This window comes from Lentzea nigeriaca (assembly GCF_016907955.1).
Lineage (GTDB): Bacteria > Actinomycetota > Actinomycetes > Mycobacteriales > Pseudonocardiaceae > Lentzea > Lentzea nigeriaca.
Genome location: NZ_JAFBCX010000009.1, coordinates 87302 through 102186, shown reverse-complemented (window position 1 = coordinate 102186; position 14885 = coordinate 87302). Strand labels below are relative to the sequence as shown.

15 protein-coding genes are annotated in these 14885 nt (G+C 67.3%); 12 read left to right on the top strand and 3 right to left on the bottom strand.

Annotated elements, in window-relative coordinates; all coding sequences use genetic code 11:
* The first annotated feature begins 122 nt into the window (after positions 1–122).
* The 3 genes from nrdR (at position 123) to JOD27_RS28835 (ending at position 4102) form a co-directional block, all read left to right on the top strand.
* A complete protein-coding gene (gene nrdR, locus JOD27_RS28845) occupies positions 123–599 on the top strand; it encodes a transcriptional regulator NrdR (RefSeq protein WP_189256230.1) in 477 nt (158 codons plus the stop codon).
* 64 nt (positions 600–663) lie between these two features.
* Positions 664–3486, top strand: coding sequence for a vitamin B12-dependent ribonucleotide reductase (locus JOD27_RS28840; RefSeq protein WP_204765434.1), 2823 nt, complete (start codon positions 664–666; stop codon positions 3484–3486).
* 64 nt (positions 3487–3550) lie between these two features.
* A complete protein-coding gene (locus JOD27_RS28835; RefSeq protein ID WP_204765433.1) occupies positions 3551–4102 on the top strand; it encodes a hypothetical protein in 552 nt (183 codons plus the stop codon).
* Between the two features lie 252 nt (positions 4103–4354).
* On the opposite strand, the gene JOD27_RS46845 is transcribed toward JOD27_RS28835, so the two are convergent.
* On the bottom strand, positions 4355–4813 hold the full coding sequence (locus JOD27_RS46845; RefSeq protein ID WP_204765432.1) for a CGNR zinc finger domain-containing protein: 459 nt from the start codon (positions 4811–4813) through the stop codon (positions 4355–4357).
* 45 nt (positions 4814–4858) lie between these two features.
* Here JOD27_RS46845 and JOD27_RS28825 point away from each other — a divergent pair, with 45 nt between their 5' ends.
* Genes JOD27_RS28825 through JOD27_RS28815 form a run of 3 tightly spaced genes read left to right on the top strand, consistent with a single transcriptional unit; the run spans position 4859 to position 8939 of the window.
* On the top strand, positions 4859–5698 hold the full coding sequence (locus tag JOD27_RS28825) for an alpha/beta fold hydrolase (RefSeq protein WP_204765431.1): 840 nt from the start codon (positions 4859–4861) through the stop codon (positions 5696–5698).
* 51 nt (positions 5699–5749) lie between these two features.
* Complete coding sequence (locus JOD27_RS28820; protein ID WP_204765430.1) at positions 5750–8254, top strand: PEP/pyruvate-binding domain-containing protein; 2505 nt, start codon at positions 5750–5752, stop codon at positions 8252–8254.
* 28 nt (positions 8255–8282) lie between these two features.
* Positions 8283–8939, top strand: a complete 657-nt coding sequence (locus tag JOD27_RS28815) for an EcsC family protein (protein WP_204765429.1) — start codon at positions 8283–8285, stop codon at positions 8937–8939.
* On the opposite strand, the gene JOD27_RS28810 is transcribed toward JOD27_RS28815, so the two are convergent.
* Positions 8936–9694: a bestrophin-like domain gene (locus tag JOD27_RS28810; protein ID WP_204765428.1), complete on the bottom strand. Its 759-nt coding sequence runs from the start codon at positions 9692–9694 to the stop codon at positions 8936–8938. The genes JOD27_RS28815 and JOD27_RS28810 overlap by 4 nt on opposite strands.
* Positions 9695–10018: 324 nt before the next feature.
* Between JOD27_RS28810 and JOD27_RS28805 the strand changes: the two genes are divergently transcribed.
* The 6 genes from JOD27_RS28805 (at position 10019) to JOD27_RS28780 (ending at position 14404) form a co-directional block, all read left to right on the top strand.
* A complete protein-coding gene (locus JOD27_RS28805) occupies positions 10019–10957 on the top strand; it encodes a DUF6923 family protein (protein WP_204765427.1) in 939 nt (312 codons plus the stop codon).
* A 187-nt stretch (positions 10958–11144) separates the two neighbouring features.
* On the top strand, positions 11145–11306 hold the full coding sequence (locus JOD27_RS28800; protein ID WP_204765426.1) for a hypothetical protein: 162 nt from the start codon (positions 11145–11147) through the stop codon (positions 11304–11306).
* A gap of 142 nt (positions 11307–11448) precedes the next feature.
* A complete protein-coding gene (locus JOD27_RS28795; RefSeq protein ID WP_204765425.1) occupies positions 11449–11877 on the top strand; it encodes a CBS domain-containing protein in 429 nt (142 codons plus the stop codon).
* 160 nt (positions 11878–12037) lie between these two features.
* Positions 12038–12808 (top strand): Tat pathway signal sequence domain protein, encoded by a 771-nt coding sequence (locus JOD27_RS28790; protein WP_204765424.1) that lies wholly within the window; start codon positions 12038–12040, stop codon positions 12806–12808.
* Positions 12808–13773: a DUF3500 domain-containing protein gene (locus JOD27_RS28785; RefSeq protein ID WP_204765423.1), complete on the top strand. Its 966-nt coding sequence runs from the start codon at positions 12808–12810 to the stop codon at positions 13771–13773. The genes JOD27_RS28790 and JOD27_RS28785 overlap by 1 nt, the downstream gene beginning before the upstream one ends.
* Positions 13691–14404 carry an endonuclease V gene (locus JOD27_RS28780; RefSeq protein ID WP_307830378.1) on the top strand — a complete coding sequence of 238 codons (714 nt, stop codon included), beginning with the start codon at positions 13691–13693 and terminating at the stop codon, positions 14402–14404. Before JOD27_RS28785 ends, JOD27_RS28780 begins: the two co-directional genes overlap by 83 nt.
* On the opposite strand, the gene lspA is transcribed toward JOD27_RS28780, so the two are convergent.
* Positions 14376–14861, bottom strand: a complete 486-nt coding sequence (gene lspA, locus JOD27_RS28775) for a signal peptidase II (protein ID WP_204765422.1) — start codon at positions 14859–14861, stop codon at positions 14376–14378. The two genes, JOD27_RS28780 and lspA, sit on opposite strands and share 29 nt — an antisense overlap.
* Between the last annotated feature and the right edge of the window lie 24 nt (positions 14862–14885).

The following is a 14885-nucleotide window of genomic DNA, read 5'->3' as shown; positions in this document are numbered from 1 at the left end:
GCGATCTAGGTTCTACCCCTACATCTAGTGGTTACACCGTTGTAAGTAGTCCACAGGTTGTGGGTAACCCGACCTCGTGTGGCTGCTGCGGCGGGTGCTGCGCCGGGGAGGGGTGAACAGGCGTGCGGTGTCCGTTTTGCCGTCATTCGGACTCACGGGTGGTCGACTCCCGTGAGGTCGACGAGGGACAGGTGATCCGTCGTCGTCGCTCCTGCAACAGCTGCAGCCGCCGGTTCACCACGGTCGAGGAGGCGGTCCTCGCCGTGGTCAAGCGCTCCGGGGTGACGGAGCCGTTCAGCCGCGACAAGGTCGTTGTCGGGGTGCGCAGGGCGTGCCAGGGCCGCCCGGTCGACGAGGACGCGTTCCAGCAGCTCGCCCAGCGAGTGGAAGAGTCGATCCGGTCGACGGGATGTGCGGAAATCCCGAGTCACGAGGTGGGCCTCGCCATTCTCGGCCCCCTGCGCGAGCTCGACGAAGTCGCCTACCTGCGCTTCGCGAGCGTCTACAGGTCCTTCTCGTCCGTCGAGGACTTCGAGAAGGAAATTCTTGATCTTCGCACTGCTCGGGCTCGAGCGGCCTCCGAACAGCCAGAGCAATGATGCGCGCGCACTGACGCGCGCGAACCAGCCTTTTGTCTACGCACCAGCACGAGGGAGATCCACCGTGACCGAGACGGTCGGCGGTTCAGCCAAGAAGACTGCCGCACGGGCGGCTGCCAAGCCTGCCGCGCTGAAGGTCCAGCGCGTCTACACCACCGAAGGCCGCCACCCCTACGACGAGGTCACCTGGGAGCGCCGCGACGTCGTCATGACGAACTGGCGTGACGGGTCGGTGAACTTCGAGCAGCGCGGTGTCGAGTTCCCCGAGTTCTGGTCGGTGAACGCCACCAACATCGTCACCAGCAAGTACTTCCGCGGTGCCGTCGGCAGCGAGAAGCGCGAGCAGTCGCTGCGTCAGCTGATCGACCGCGTCGTGAAGACCTACGTGGGTGCGGGCAAGGAGCACGGCTACTTCGCTTCCGAGCAGGACGCGGAGATCTTCGAGCACGAGCTCACCTACATGCTTCTGCACCAGGTGTTCAGCTTCAACTCGCCGGTGTGGTTCAACGTCGGCACCACCTCGCCGCAGCAGGTCAGCGCGTGCTTCATCCTCGCGGTCGACGACACGATGGAGTCGATCCTCAACTGGTACCGCGAGGAGGGGCTGATCTTCAAGGGCGGCTCCGGTGCCGGCCTGAACCTCTCGCGCATCCGTTCCTCCAAGGAGCTGCTGTCCTCCGGCGGCACCGCGTCCGGCCCGGTGTCGTTCATGCGCGGCGCCGACGCGTCCGCGGGCACCATCAAGTCCGGTGGCGCCACCCGCCGTGCCGCGAAGATGGTCGTGCTCGACGTCGACCACCCGGACGTCGAGGAGTTCATCGAGACCAAGGCGCGCGAGGAAGACAAGATCCGCGCGCTGCGCGACGCCGGGTTCGACATGGACCTCGGTGGCGCGGACATCGTGTCGGTGCAGTACCAGAACGCGAACAACTCGATCCGCGTCTCGGACGAGTTCATGCACGCCTACGAGAGCGGCGGCGAGTTCGGCCTGCGCGCGCGTCAGACCGGTGAGGTCATCGAGCGCGTCGACGCGCGGACGCTCTTCGGCAAGCTCGCGAAGGCCGCGTGGGAGTGCGCCGACCCCGGCATCCAGTACGACGACACGATCAACGACTGGCACACCTGCCCCGAGTCGGGCCGCATCACCGCGTCCAACCCGTGCTCGGAGTACATGCACCTCGACAACTCGAGCTGCAACCTCGCGTCGCTGAACCTGATGAAGTTCCTCGGTGACGACGGCAAGTTCGACGCCGTCACGTTCGCCAAGGCCGTCGAGCTGATCATCACCGCGATGGACATCTCGATCTGCTTCGCGGACTTCCCGACCGAGCCGATCGCGGACACCACCCGCAAGTTCCGCCAGCTCGGCATCGGCTACGCCAACCTCGGCGCGCTGCTGATGGCGACCGGCCACGCCTACGACTCCGAGGGCGGCCGCGCGCTCGCCGCGACCATCACCTCGTTGATGACCGGTGTTTCGTACCGCCGTTCCGCGGAGCTCGCGGGCATCGTCGGCGCGTACGACGGCTACAAGCGCAACGCCACCGCGCACCAGCGCGTCATGCGCAAGCACGCTGCCGCCAACGACCTGATCCGCACCTACCACGCGAACGACTCGTCGGTGCACAAGGTCGCGACCGAGGCGTGGCAGCAGGCGCTGGAGATCGGCGCGAAGAACGGCTGGCGCAACGCCCAGGCGTCCGTGCTGGCGCCGACCGGCACCATCGGCCTGATGATGGACTGCGACACCACCGGTATCGAGCCGGACCTGGCCCTGGTCAAGTTCAAGAAGCTCGTCGGCGGCGGCTCGATGCAGATCGTCAACCAGACGGTGCCGCGCGCGCTGAAGGCGTTGGGCTACCAGGAAGAGCAGATCGAGGCGATCGTCGAGTTCATCGGCGAGCACGGCCACGTCGTCGACGCGCCGGGCCTGCGCCGCGAGCACTACGAGGTCTTCGACTGCGCGATGGGCGAGCGTTCCATCGCGCCGATGGGCCACGTGCGGATGATGGCGGCCACGCAGCCGTTCCTGTCCGGCGCGATCTCCAAGACGGTCAACATGCCGGAGACGGCGACCGTCGAGGACGTCGAGGAGATCTACTACCAGGGCTGGAAGCTCGGCCTGAAGGCGCTCGCGATCTACCGCGACAACTGCAAGGTCGGCCAGCCGCTGTCGGCGGGCAAGTCCGCGAAGGCCACCGAGGAGAAGAAGTCCGAGACGGTCGTCGAGTACCGCCCGGTCCGCAAGCGCCTGCCGAAGAAGCGCCCGTCGCAGACCGTGTCGTTCACGGTCGGTGGCGCCGAGGGCTACCTGCACGCCGGTTCCTACCCGGACAACGGCCTCGGCGAGATCTTCGTCAAGCTGGGCAAGCAGGGCTCGACGCTGGCCGGTGTGATGGACGCGTTCTCGATGTCCATCTCGGTGGGTCTGCAGTACGGCATCCCGCTCGAGTTCTACGTCTCGAAGTTCCAGAACCTGCGCTTCGAGCCGGCGGGCATGACCGACGACCCGGACGTGCGCATCGCGACGTCGGTGCTGGACTACCTGTTCCGTCGCCTGGCGCTCGACTACCTGCCGTACGACAAGCGCGCGCAGCTCGGTATCTTCACCGCCGACGAGCGTTCCGCCCAGGTGGCCGGTGAGTACGGCGCGCCCACGTCGTCCGAAGTGGACATCGAGGGCCTGCGCGGGTCGGTGGAGGCCGCTCCGGCTCAGGCCGAGGCCGCCGCCGCGCCGAAGCAGGTCGGCAGCTCGACGGAGCTGCTGGAGCTGCACCTGGGCAAGGCCGCTGACGCGCCGCTGTGCATGACCTGCGGCACGAAGATGCGTCCGGCCGGGTCCTGCTACCTGTGCGAGGGCTGCGGCAGCACGTCCGGCTGCAGCTGATAGAACAACGGGAAAGGAGCGGCCATCTCCTGGCCGCTCCTTTCTTGTTGCCGCAGGGAGAGAGATGCGCTCGTTCGACGACTTACGCGGTTACCTGCTCGGCCAGCTCAACGCCGCTGTCCGCCGTCCCGGCATGTACGGCGGCGAGCCGGTGATCCTCACCCTCCTCGACGCGCTGGCGTTCGCCGACGACCGCACGGACCGCTGGCAGGCCGAGCTCGACGCGCTGGTGAAGCGGGGCGCGGCCAACGCGGCGATGGTGAGCGGCGCCGTGCACGACGTGCTCGGCCACCGCAGCGAGGACGTCATGGCGTCGGTGTACGCGGATCTGGCGCATCGGCAGGGCTGGTTGTCGCTGGACGCGGACAGCCGGATTCCCGGTGTGCTGGGGGAGTCGGACTGCGTGCTGGACGACGTGATCGCGGAGTACGGCGAGCCGCCGTTGTGGTTGGGCGGCACCAATCCCAAGTACTCGAAGACGCTCGGCTATCCGGACCGGTCGGGGTCGCTCGTGTTCTTCCACTTCATGCCGGAGCTGCGGCTGATGGCGACGCGGCGGGGCGATGGCGGGTTCCGCGACAGCTTCGTCTTCACACCTGCTGGGCAATCGCGCTGAACTCGGTGATGAATGGCGTGTGCCGGTGTTCGGCCCACGCCAGCGATGTGTCGCCGGCAGCACGGCCACGCGCGGCTCGGTGAACAGCGCCGTCCCGCCGTGGGGACCGGCAGCCTCACGTAGCTGACGTCGACGCGTCCATTGTGGATGACCTCGACCTGGTCGTCTCATGTCGATCCGCAGCTTGGGGTGCCGCGACGCGAGTGGACGCACCGCAGGCGTCACGATCAAGCTCCCGGACTGGGTGCGCCGCTAGTCCTTGTGCCGCTGGTAGTACCGCGCCACCCGCACCCGGTTCCCGCACGTCGCGGGATCACACCACCGGCGTCGCGGATGCGCGGGCAGGAACAGCAGCCGGCACCCCGGCGCCTCACACGTCTTCACCTTCCGCACGGCCGGTGACGCCAGCAGCTCCGCCGCCGCGCCCGCCAGGACCGCGAGCGCCCGCGCGACCTCGTCACCCTCCCGCTCCCGCGACACCTCCACGGCACCGGACCAGGTCAGCACGTCGTACGCCGGGGCGCCGCGCAACGCCGCGTTCAACGGCGCCAGGTCCGGTTCGAGGCCGTCCCGCGCTGCGAGCACCGCTGCCTCGACGTGGCCGCGCAGCTCTCTCAAGTTCTCCGACCAGGGCAAACCCTGCGACGACGACCACTCCTCCAAGCGGTCGCCCTCGGACGTCAGCGTGTTGACGAAGTCGATCGCGAGCACGAACTAACTGTACATCACGCGAAGTACCCATTAGTCTAATGCGTCATGACGTCAAAGACACATGTGACCAGGCATCGGCACGCGGACGTGGACGGGATCAAGGTCTTCTACCGGGAGGCGGGCGACCCGGACGCGCCCAAACTCCTGCTGCTGCACGGCTTCCCGTCCGCCTCGCACCAGTACGCGCGGCTCATCGAGGAGCTCAAGGACGACTTCCACATCGTCGCGCCCGACAATCCCGGCTCGGGCCACACCGAGGTTCCCGGCAACCCGCACTACACGTTCGACTTCCTCGCGGACACGATCGAGAAGTTCCTGGAAACCATCGGCTTCACGGGTTTCTCGATGTACGTCTTCGACTTCGGCGCCCCGGTCGGCTTCCGCATCGCGACGCGCCACCCCGAGTGGATCAAGGGGCTGATCGTCCAGAACGGCAACGCCTACGAGGACGGCCTGTCGGGGCTCGCCAAGGGCTTCATCGCCAACCGCGACCCGCAGGCCGCCCGCGACATGCTCGCGCTGGAGTACACGAAGTTCGGCTACCTCGAGGGCGTCCGGGACCCCGAGGCGATCTCGCCCGACACGTGGACCCTCGACCAGCACTACCTCGACCTGCGCCCACAACCGCAGATCGACCTCGCCCTCGACTACCACACCAACGTCGCCAAGTACCCGGAATGGCAGGCCTACCTGCGTGAACACCAGCCGCCGACGCTGATCACGTGGGGGCGCGGCGACCCGTTCTTCATCGAGGCCGGGGCCAAGGCCTACCTGCGGGACCTGCCCGACGCCCAGCTGTGCCTGTTCGACACCGGCCACTTCGCGCTGGAGGAGGACCTCGTCGAGATCGCCGCGCTGATCAGGGCGTTCACCCCACGCGAGTGATTTATTCATCACGTGTTGAGTTTTTGGCCGGACGGTCGTAGCCTCAGCTTCATGGACGCCTACTGTGTGGATTTCGAGGCCATCGACGGCACGATGCTCGCCATCGTGGGAGGCAAGGCCGCGAACCTGGGGGAGCTCACCAGGGCGGGACTGCCGGTGCCGCAGGGCTTCTGCGTCACCACGGACGCCTACCGCGCCGTAGCGGCGGCCGACGAGCTGGCGAGCACGACTCCGGAGAACGCTCGCAGGACGTTGCTCGAAACCGCTGTGCCACAGGAGATCCGGGACGCGATCGTCGCCGAGTACCACAAGCTCGGCGACGGCACCCCGGTCGCGGTGCGGTCCAGCGCGACGGCCGAGGACCTGCCGTTCGCGAGCTTCGCGGGCCAGCAGGACACGTTCCTCAACGTTGTCGGTGAGGACGCCGTGGTCGACGCCGTACGGCGTTGCTGGGCGTCGCTGTGGACCGACCGCGCGGTCAGCTACCGCGAAACGAACGGCATCGACCACACCACGACGTACCTCGCCGTTGTCGTGCAACGGATGGTGCAGTCCGCGGTTTCCGGGGTGATGTTCACGGCGAACCCGGTCACCGGTAAGCGCGACCAGATCGTCATCGACGCGAGCCCCGGCCTCGGCGAGGCGGTCGTGTCAGGTGCGGTCAACCCCGACCACTTCGTCGTCGACGGGCCAGAGATCGTCGAAAGGCGGCTGGGGGACAAGAAGTTCGTCATCCGCTCGCTGCCCGGCGGCGGCACCGAGCACGTCGAGGTGGGCGAGAACGAGGAACCGTGCCTGACCGACGGGCAGATCCACGCGCTCGCCGTCCTCGGCCGCAAGGTGCAGCAGCACTACGGCACGCCACAGGACACCGAGTGGGCGATCGACGCCGACGGCGAGCTGCACCTCACCCAGGCGCGGCCGATCACGACGCTGTTCCCGTTGCCGGACAACCACGACGGCGGCCCGCACGTCTACTTCTGCTTCAGCCTCGCACAGGGGCTCGAACGCCCGATCACGCCGATGGGACGCGCGGCGTTCCGTGAGATCTCCAAGGCGGCCTTCGAGATCGTGATCGGCGACCCGAAGAGCAGGTCCTATGTGGAGGCTGGTGAGAGGATTTTCTTCGACGCCACCAAAGTTCTGCAGAGCAAGGTCGGCCGCGAGTTCGTCACGCGACTGCTCGGGGTGATGGAGGCTCGTTCGTCGGAGGTGCTGCGCGGCCTGTTCGACGACCCGCGCTTCGCGATCAGGACCTCCTCGCCGACCCCTGCGATCAAGCGCGTGCTGCGCCTCGCCCGGAGGTTCCACGCCCCGGTCACCGTGATGAAGGCGCTGGCCGATCCGGAGAAGGCCGCGCGGAACGCGTTCGGGATGGAACAGGAGATCCTCGGCAAGGCCGCGACCCTCTCGATCGAGCAGGCGCTGCGGCAATGCACCGTCCCGGTGCTGCCGAGGCTCGCGCCGACCGCACTGGTCGGGTTCGCGCTGCTCGGGCTCGTCAGCAAGGTCGTGAAGACCAAGCCGGGGGAGTTGCAGACCATCCTGCGCGGCCTGCCGAACAACATCACCACCGAGATGGACATGGCGATGTGGGACCTCGCGCAGGAGATCAAGCGCGATCCCTTTGCGCTGCAGCAGTTCCAGAACGGTGAACGTCCCGCAGCCCTGGACGAGTTCCTCGCGAAGTGGGGCCACCGGGCCGTGGCGGAGATCGACCTCGGCCTGCCCAGGTGGTCCGACGACCCGACGTACGTCATCGGTGTCGTGCGGAACTTCCTGCGCCTGGACGATGAAAACGCGCATCCGGACGTGGTGTTCGCCCGCGGCGCCGCCGAAGCCGAAGTGATGATCGAGGCCCTGGCGCGGCGCGCCTGGGGCCGCGGCTGGTTCGTGCGCTTCGCGTTGCGCCGCACCAGGTTGCTCGCCGGTCTGCGGGAGTACCCGAAGTACCTGATCATCACTCTGTTCGGTGCCCTGCGGAAGCGCATCACCGAGGTCGGCGCCCAGCTCGTCGCGGATGGACGCCTCGACAACGCCGACGACGTGTTCTTCCTGAACTTCGAGGAAATGCGCTCCACGCAAGGAGATCTGCGCTCGCTCGTGGCGGGGCGCCGCGAGGTCTACGACCGCGAGATGCGGCGCCGGCACATCCCGCGCGTGCTGCTGTCGGACGGCACGGAACCGGAAGCGGTGCACAACGGTGTCGCCGCAGAGGGCGACCTCGTCGGCACACCGGCGTCGGCGGGCACGATCACCGGCATCGCCCGAGTCGTGATGGACCCGGTCGGCGCCCACCTCGAACCCGGCGAGATCCTCGTCGCCCCGTCGACGGATCCGGGCTGGACGCCGTTGTTCCTGACGGCGGGCGGACTCGTGATGGAGATGGGCGGCGCGAACTCGCACGGCGCGGTCGTCGCCCGCGAGTACGGCATCCCCGCGGTGGTAGGTGTCCGTGAGGCAGTGACGCGGATCAAGACCGGCGAGCGGATCACCGTGGACGGCAGCACGGGTGCGATCACCACGATCGCCGACTCACCGGTTGAGGTCTCATAGCGGCGGCCGGACGCGTAATGTCGGGTTTGTGGCTGAGTCCAAGGGCGAGCTGAACAAGGTCCAGCAGGGCATCGCCGACTACCTGCTGCGGGCCGGAGTGGACGGGTTCGGCCCGTTCAAGAGCGCACGCGAGGCCGCGTCCGACGCGCTGGTCAAGAAGGGCAGCGAGACCGACGCGATCAAGCACCTCATCCGCACCCACGTGGCGCTGGCCGGCGCGCAGGGTTTCATCACGAACCTCGGCGGCCTGATCACGCTGCCCATCTCGCTGCCGTCCAACGTCGCCGCGGCCTACGTGATCCAGACGCACCTCATCGCGTCCATCGCGTCGGTGCGCGGCCACGACGTGGACAGCGAAGAGGTGCAGACGGCCATCCTGCTGTGCCTGCTCGGCAATGCCGGAACCGAGCTGTTCAAAAAAGTCGGCATCAAGCAGTTCACCAAGAAGGCCGCGTCGGCACTCATCACAAAATACGGTACAAAAAAGCTCGGCACGGTCGTGGTGAAGGGCGTTCCGATCCTGGGCGGCGTCATCGGCGGTGGCGTCGACGCCGCGTCCACCAGAGCGGTCGGCGCATTCGCGAACCGCTACTTCACCCACGCGGACCCGTTGCCGAACGTCATCGACGGCGAGGTCCTGTCCGTGGAGATCGAAGAAGCGGACGGAACGGCCGATTCGCGCTAGCTCAGCCGATCCAGTGCGGAACTGAACGCGTCCGGCGGGATGTGCACACCACCGCTGAACGGGTTCTGCATCTGATAGATGGCGAACAACAGCAGAACCAGCGTCGAACTCAGCGTTATCGTGATCAGCAACTGCGAGATCAGGTTCGGCCCGCCGAACAGGTACGGGAACAGCAGCGACAGCGCGGTGCCGATCAGCAGCGCGAGCCACACGACCGGGTTCACGCCGTTGCCCGCCGCGTCCAGCCGCTCCTGCCTCGCCTGGTAGACCTCCCACAGTTGGTTCGCGGCCTCGGTCTTGCGGTCCTCCTGCCAGTCGCCGTCCGGCGCCGCCGTCGCGATCGTCTCCCTGAGCTGGTTCAACGTGGTCCAGCCCTTGTTGTCCACGTCCTCTCCTGCGCGCATGCGCGGCCATTCCTCGTCGACGACCGTAGAGACGTAGGCGCGGATCAGCTGCTCCACCTTGGACTTCGCGGGTTCCGGCAGCGAGTCGGACGACCAGTCGACGGCGACGAGCGCGTTGGCTTCCTTCTGCACCTGTTCCGCGGCGGTGTTGGACGCGTCGAACAGGGAGATGAGGATGAAGGCGACCAGGACTGCGTGCAGGCCCGCGACGATGCTGAACACCGAACCGCCGGCGCCGAGATTCTTCTCGCCGACTTCCTCCGAGCCGAGCCGCCGTGTGATGACGACGACGATGGCGGACAGGGCGGCCGCACCGAGGACCCAGAGCAGGCCGGAGACGTAAATGCTCAATTCGGCTCCTTTCTGGTGTGGGATTAGACCACGGTCTACTGTGACCGGTACAGCACGGTCTGGTTAACGAGTAATGGTCAGGTGGGAATGCGCGGCAACAGCAGGAATACCCAGTTGTCGTATTGGGCTACTCCATTCCGGTGGCGCCGGAATATGCTTGCGTTGAGCACCGTCTCGGCTCTTTTGGTGCTTTCCGCGCCGTTCACCAGCACTGTTGCCCATGCCGCACCGCCGAACTGTGACGCGTTTCAAGTCCGTTCGTCCCACCGAGGCGCGCTCTCGACGTTCACGAAACTCGACGTGTCATCCGGTGGGGTGACGGAAGTGGCCCATCTCGACTACGCGGTGAACGCGCTGGGGTACTCGGAGGCGTTGGGCCGTTTGGTTGGTCTTACCTCCAAGGGGCACCACTGGTGGAAGAACCCGTCGCACGTCGTCCTGATCGACCCGAAGGGCGGGGTCAGCGACCTCGGACCCGTTGACGCGCACTGGTTCCGCACCGACGACGTGTCCGCCGGCGCGGTCATCGGCACCACGTTCTACGTCCGGGACAACGCCCGCCTGCACGCGATCGACATCGACCCTGGCAGCGCCTCGTACCTCGAGATCGTGCGCACCGTCGTGCTGGACTGGCCCGCTCTCGCGCTCGACGACTTCACGGTCGACGCGGCAGGGAAGCTGACCGGCGTGTCGGCGGCGGGCTGGGGGCCGGGCGAGGTCGTGTCGTTCGATCCGGCTTCAGGACGGGTGCTGGGCAGGACGGAGATCGAGGACCTGCCCGGCAGGTCCACGTATGGCGCCGTGGTGATCGACTCCGCAGGCACCGTCTACGCGACCAACAACGGCTATAAGGGCCGCAGCCGCCTGTACCGGATCACCGGTACCGCTGCGACGGAAGTGTCGGAAGGCCCGCAGATGGGCATGATCGACGCGGCGGGATGCCTGCCGAACCCGATGCCGCCCCACGTCGAACCTCCCGCGCCCAGACCCGAGGTCCCGCCGCCCCCGCCGCCTCCTGCCCCGAAACCGACTCCGGCGCACACCCCCGTCGTCGTGCCGCCTCCCGTCACGACGACGCCTCCGCCGCTTGTGCCACCGCAGCCCGCGCCCGTGCGGGCCGCGCGACAGAAACCCGCGCCCCGCAAGGACCTTCCGTTGGTCGCCGAGACCACGCCGCTCACGAAGTCCCGCAAGTGGGCGATGGTCACGATCATCCTGGTGATGCTGGGCGCCGGAGCGGCAGCGGCTCGAGCCCGCGGATAAATCAGTTGGCGCGCCGTGACGGCGTCGCTACCGTTGCGGCATGTACTTCATCTGATGAAGCCCCGCGGCGCTCTTGACGCCGCTCTCGCGACCTCGCTGTCGTCTCGGTGACCCTTCCGCGGGTCCTTCTCTCACGGCCCTTGTTCCGCCGTGTCCTTGCACGCCCTCTTCGCGAGGAGGCTTTCGCATGCCTGCCACCACTCCGCCCGAGCCGTCCAACCGCGCCGCACGTCGTGCGAGCAAGCGCGGTAAGCAGGACCAGAACACGCACTTCCAGCTGCCACAACAGCGTGTTCCGGTAGTCCAGCCGCGCCAGTTCGCGACCCGTCGCCGCGGAGGAACCGCGTAGCCGACGCCGAACCAGGCGCGACACCGCAGGGGACGCATTCGCTCGAATGCGTCCCCTGCTCCCTTCGGGGTGTGATCTCCCGTTCTGTCCGGATCCGATCTAGCCTGAGGTGCTACCGGACCGACAGGATCGGAGGCGCCAGATGAGGATCGCTGACGTTTTGCGCACCAAGGGATCGACGGTCGCGACGATCGACCCGGACGTACCGGTCACCGAACTGCTCAGAGCGCTCGCCGAACACAACGTCGGCGCGATCGTCGTGGTCGGCCCGTCCGGCGTCACGGGGATCGTGTCCGAGCGCGACGTGGTCCGCCGTCTGCACGAATCAGGTGCGGACCTGCTGTCTTCCCCGGTATCCGCGATCATGACGACCGACGTGTTCACGTGCTCGCCGTCGGACACGGTGGACAGCCTCACGGTCGTGATGACCGAACGGCGTTTCCGTCACGTACCCGTGGTCTCCGACGGGGAGCTCGTCGGGATCGTCAGCATCGGTGACGTCGTGAAGAGCCGCATCGGACAGCTGGAACAGTCGCAGGACCAGCTCCAGGCCTACATCGTCCAAGGCTGACCGCCCGGCCTGACCACGCTTGATCGGGTGAAACGTTCAACCGGCTGACCCGGCGGGTCACTCAATGTTGACTCTCGGGTCAGTCGGTGATGTGATCACGCCCGCACTGGTGCAGACCATTTCCCTCAATCCGCCGCCATGGATGCTGGGAGGAACGGGCGTGGAGATCACTCGGCGTTCGGCGTTGATCGGTGGCGTGGCGGCTGTCCCGCTGCTCGTGGGCGGTTCCGGGCTCGCGCAGGCGGCCACCTGGAAGCTCAAGTGGAGTCCGCAGGCGAACAAGGACGGGCTCGGCGCCTTCGAGGGCGTCGAGGACGACCGTGCCGGGTCGCATCCCGGCACGAAGCACATCTACGTGTCGGGCAACGACTACCGGTTCGACATGCACACCCGCGACCGCGACACGTCGACGGACCGGCAACGCAACGAGGTTCGCGGCATGAAGGCCGGCGGGCAGAACATCGACATCGGCAACGGTGAGACGTGGAAGTGGACCTACTCCATGTTCATCCCGAGCTCGTTGAAGTCGACGACCTCGTTCACCCACATCATGCAGACGAAGATGCCAGGCCTCGGCTCCGCGCCCGTGACGGTCATGTCGCTGCGCCGCACCGGCGGCGTGCAGAAGATCGAGTTCAAGGTCACCGAGGGCAACGTGGTCGTCGGCAGCGTCGACCTTGAGCCGTTGCACAACAAGTGGATCGACACCGAGGTGGAGATCAAGGTCGGCAACGGCACCGGTCGCGTCCGCTGGGTCGTCCGCGAAGGTGGCCGCACCGTGCTCGACGCGACGAAGACCAACGTCGACACGTGGCTCGACGACCGGCTGCGCCCGAAGTGGGGCATCTACCGCTCGCTCGGCGACACCTCTGGCTCACTGCAGAACTGCTACCTGCTGCTGCGCAACCTCAAGGCCTATAAGTTCGAATGATGCTGCACGACGTCGGCGACGCCACGCACCAATATATTGGTTTGCTCGAAGGTGACCAGCGCGAACACGCCATTCGCGCGGTCACCGACGACGACCTCCGACACCGCTGGGCGTACACGCCCGGCACACGACCGGGCCTGGTGCTCGGCGAACTACGACGCGATCAGCGCAAAGCCGTACACGGCATGCTCGCGACCGTGCTCAGCCCACATGCCTATGCGCAGGCCGCAGCCGTGATGGCGCTCGAGGACGTGCTCGACCACCGTGAGGGCGGCCATCGTGACCGCCACAACGGCGACTTCTGGACGGTTCTCTTCGGCACGCCCGGCGGCGACGAGCCGTGGGGATGGCGCGTCGAGGGACACCACCTGTCCGTGAGCGTCGTCGTCGCCGACGGCCGCGTCTCCGCGACACCGTTCTTCCTCGGCGCGAACCCGGCCCGCGTCACCTACCGCGGCCGCGTGGTCGGCCAGCCGCTGCGACTCGAAGAAGAACTGGCCCGCGAACTGCTCGACCGCATGGGCCCGACCGCACGCCGCCTGGCCGTCGTGTCGGACACCGCACCCCACGACATCCGCAGCGGCAACTCCCCGCGCGTCAGCCCGTCCGAACCGGTCGGCGTGACGCCCGCGCAGCTCGGCAAGTCAGCGGGAGAGATGCTCGTCGACATCGTCCGCTTCTACCTCGACCGGCTCGCCTTCGAACTGGCCGACGAGGAGTTCGCCCGAATCGACCCGGAACGCCTCCACTTCTCGTGGGAAGGCTCGCTGCGCCGCGGCGAGGGCCACTACTACCGGATCCAGGGCCCGGAACTGCTCATCGAGTACGACAACACCGCCAACGAGGCCAACCACGTCCACACCGTCTGGCGTCGCCATTCGGGTGACTTCGGCGACGACCTCCTCGCCGCCCACTACGACACGTCACGGCACACTGTCGCCCGTGGAGTGGCCCAGAACGGTTGACGACGCCATCGCACTGCAAGAGCGTCTGCGCACCCAGGTGATCACCATCAGCGCTCCTGACCTGCACATAGCCACCGTCGCAGGCCTAGACGTCGGCTACCGTAGCAACGACACAGTTGCGGGCGTCTGCGTGGTGTTCGATGCAAAGACGCTGGTCGTCCTCGACGAGGTGGTTGTCGAGGACACGACGGACTTCCCATATATCGCCGGGCTCTTCGCGTTCCGGGAGATGCCGGTGCTGTTGCGCGCTCTCGATCGGGTGACGGTCACGCCGGACCTCTTGGTCGCGGACGGTCAGGGCCTCGCACACCCGCGCCGGTTCGGGCTTGCGTGCCATCTCGGGGTGCACACGGGCATCCCGAGTGTCGGCGTCGCGAAGAACGCGATGGGCCAGTTCGAGCAGCCCGGCCATGCCCGCGGGTCGATGAGCGACCTCGTCATGGACGACGAGGTCGTCGGCAGGGCGTTGCGAACGCAGGACGGCGTGAAGCCGGTGTTCGTGTCAGTCGGCCACAAGATCGACCTGGACCGGGCGTGCGCAGAGGTCCTGCGTCTCGCCCCGCGCTACCGCCTGCCCGAGACCACCCGCCGCGCGGACACGCTCACGAAGCAGGCTGCTTCGTCGGCGTGAAGCTGAGCAGCACGAGCAGGATCGCGCCGCACACCAGCGCGATGTCCGCGACGTTGCCGACGAACCAGCCGTTGTAGTCGATGAAGTCGACGACGTGCCCACGCGCGAAACCCGGCGGCCGGAACAGCCGGTCGAGCAGGTGCGTCGTCGCGCCACCCAGCATCAACGCGAGCGCGGCCGCCCTCAGCTTGGTCTGCGGCTGCAGGCCGTACCGCGCGAGCAGCACGACCGCGACCGCCGCGACGATGGTGAAGACCCACGTCGACCCAGCGCCGATGGAGAACGCGGCACCGGGGTTGTAGAGGAGCCTGAGCTGCAGGAACTCCCCGAGCACGGGAATAGGTGCGCGACCGGTCAGCGCGCTCTCGGCCCAGAACTTCGTGGCCTGGTCCAGCAGCAGCACGAGCACGGCGATGCCCATGACGAGCGGCACGCGGCGAGAGGTGGTGGTGTCCATTTGTGGACGAGCGTAGTTAAGGAC

Bases quoted from the DNA above. Each gene is read 5' to 3' on its own strand.
- JOD27_RS28835 (WP_204765433.1), top strand. From the start codon at position 3,551: ATGCGCTCGTTCGACGACTTACGCGGTTACCTGCTCGGCCAGCTCAAC.
- JOD27_RS28825 (WP_204765431.1), top strand. From the start codon at position 4,859: ATGACGTCAAAGACACATGTGACCAGGCATCGGCACGCGGACGTGGAC.
- JOD27_RS28820 (WP_204765430.1), top strand. From the start codon at position 5,750: ATGGACGCCTACTGTGTGGATTTCGAGGCCATCGACGGCACGATGCTC.
- JOD27_RS28800 (WP_204765426.1), top strand. From the start codon at position 11,145: ATGCCTGCCACCACTCCGCCCGAGCCGTCCAACCGCGCCGCACGTCGT.
- JOD27_RS28795 (WP_204765425.1), top strand. From the start codon at position 11,449: ATGAGGATCGCTGACGTTTTGCGCACCAAGGGATCGACGGTCGCGACG.
- JOD27_RS28785 (WP_204765423.1), top strand. From the start codon at position 12,808: ATGCTGCACGACGTCGGCGACGCCACGCACCAATATATTGGTTTGCTC.
- lspA (WP_204765422.1), bottom strand. From the start codon at position 14,861: ATGGACACCACCACCTCTCGCCGCGTGCCGCTCGTCATGGGCATCGCC.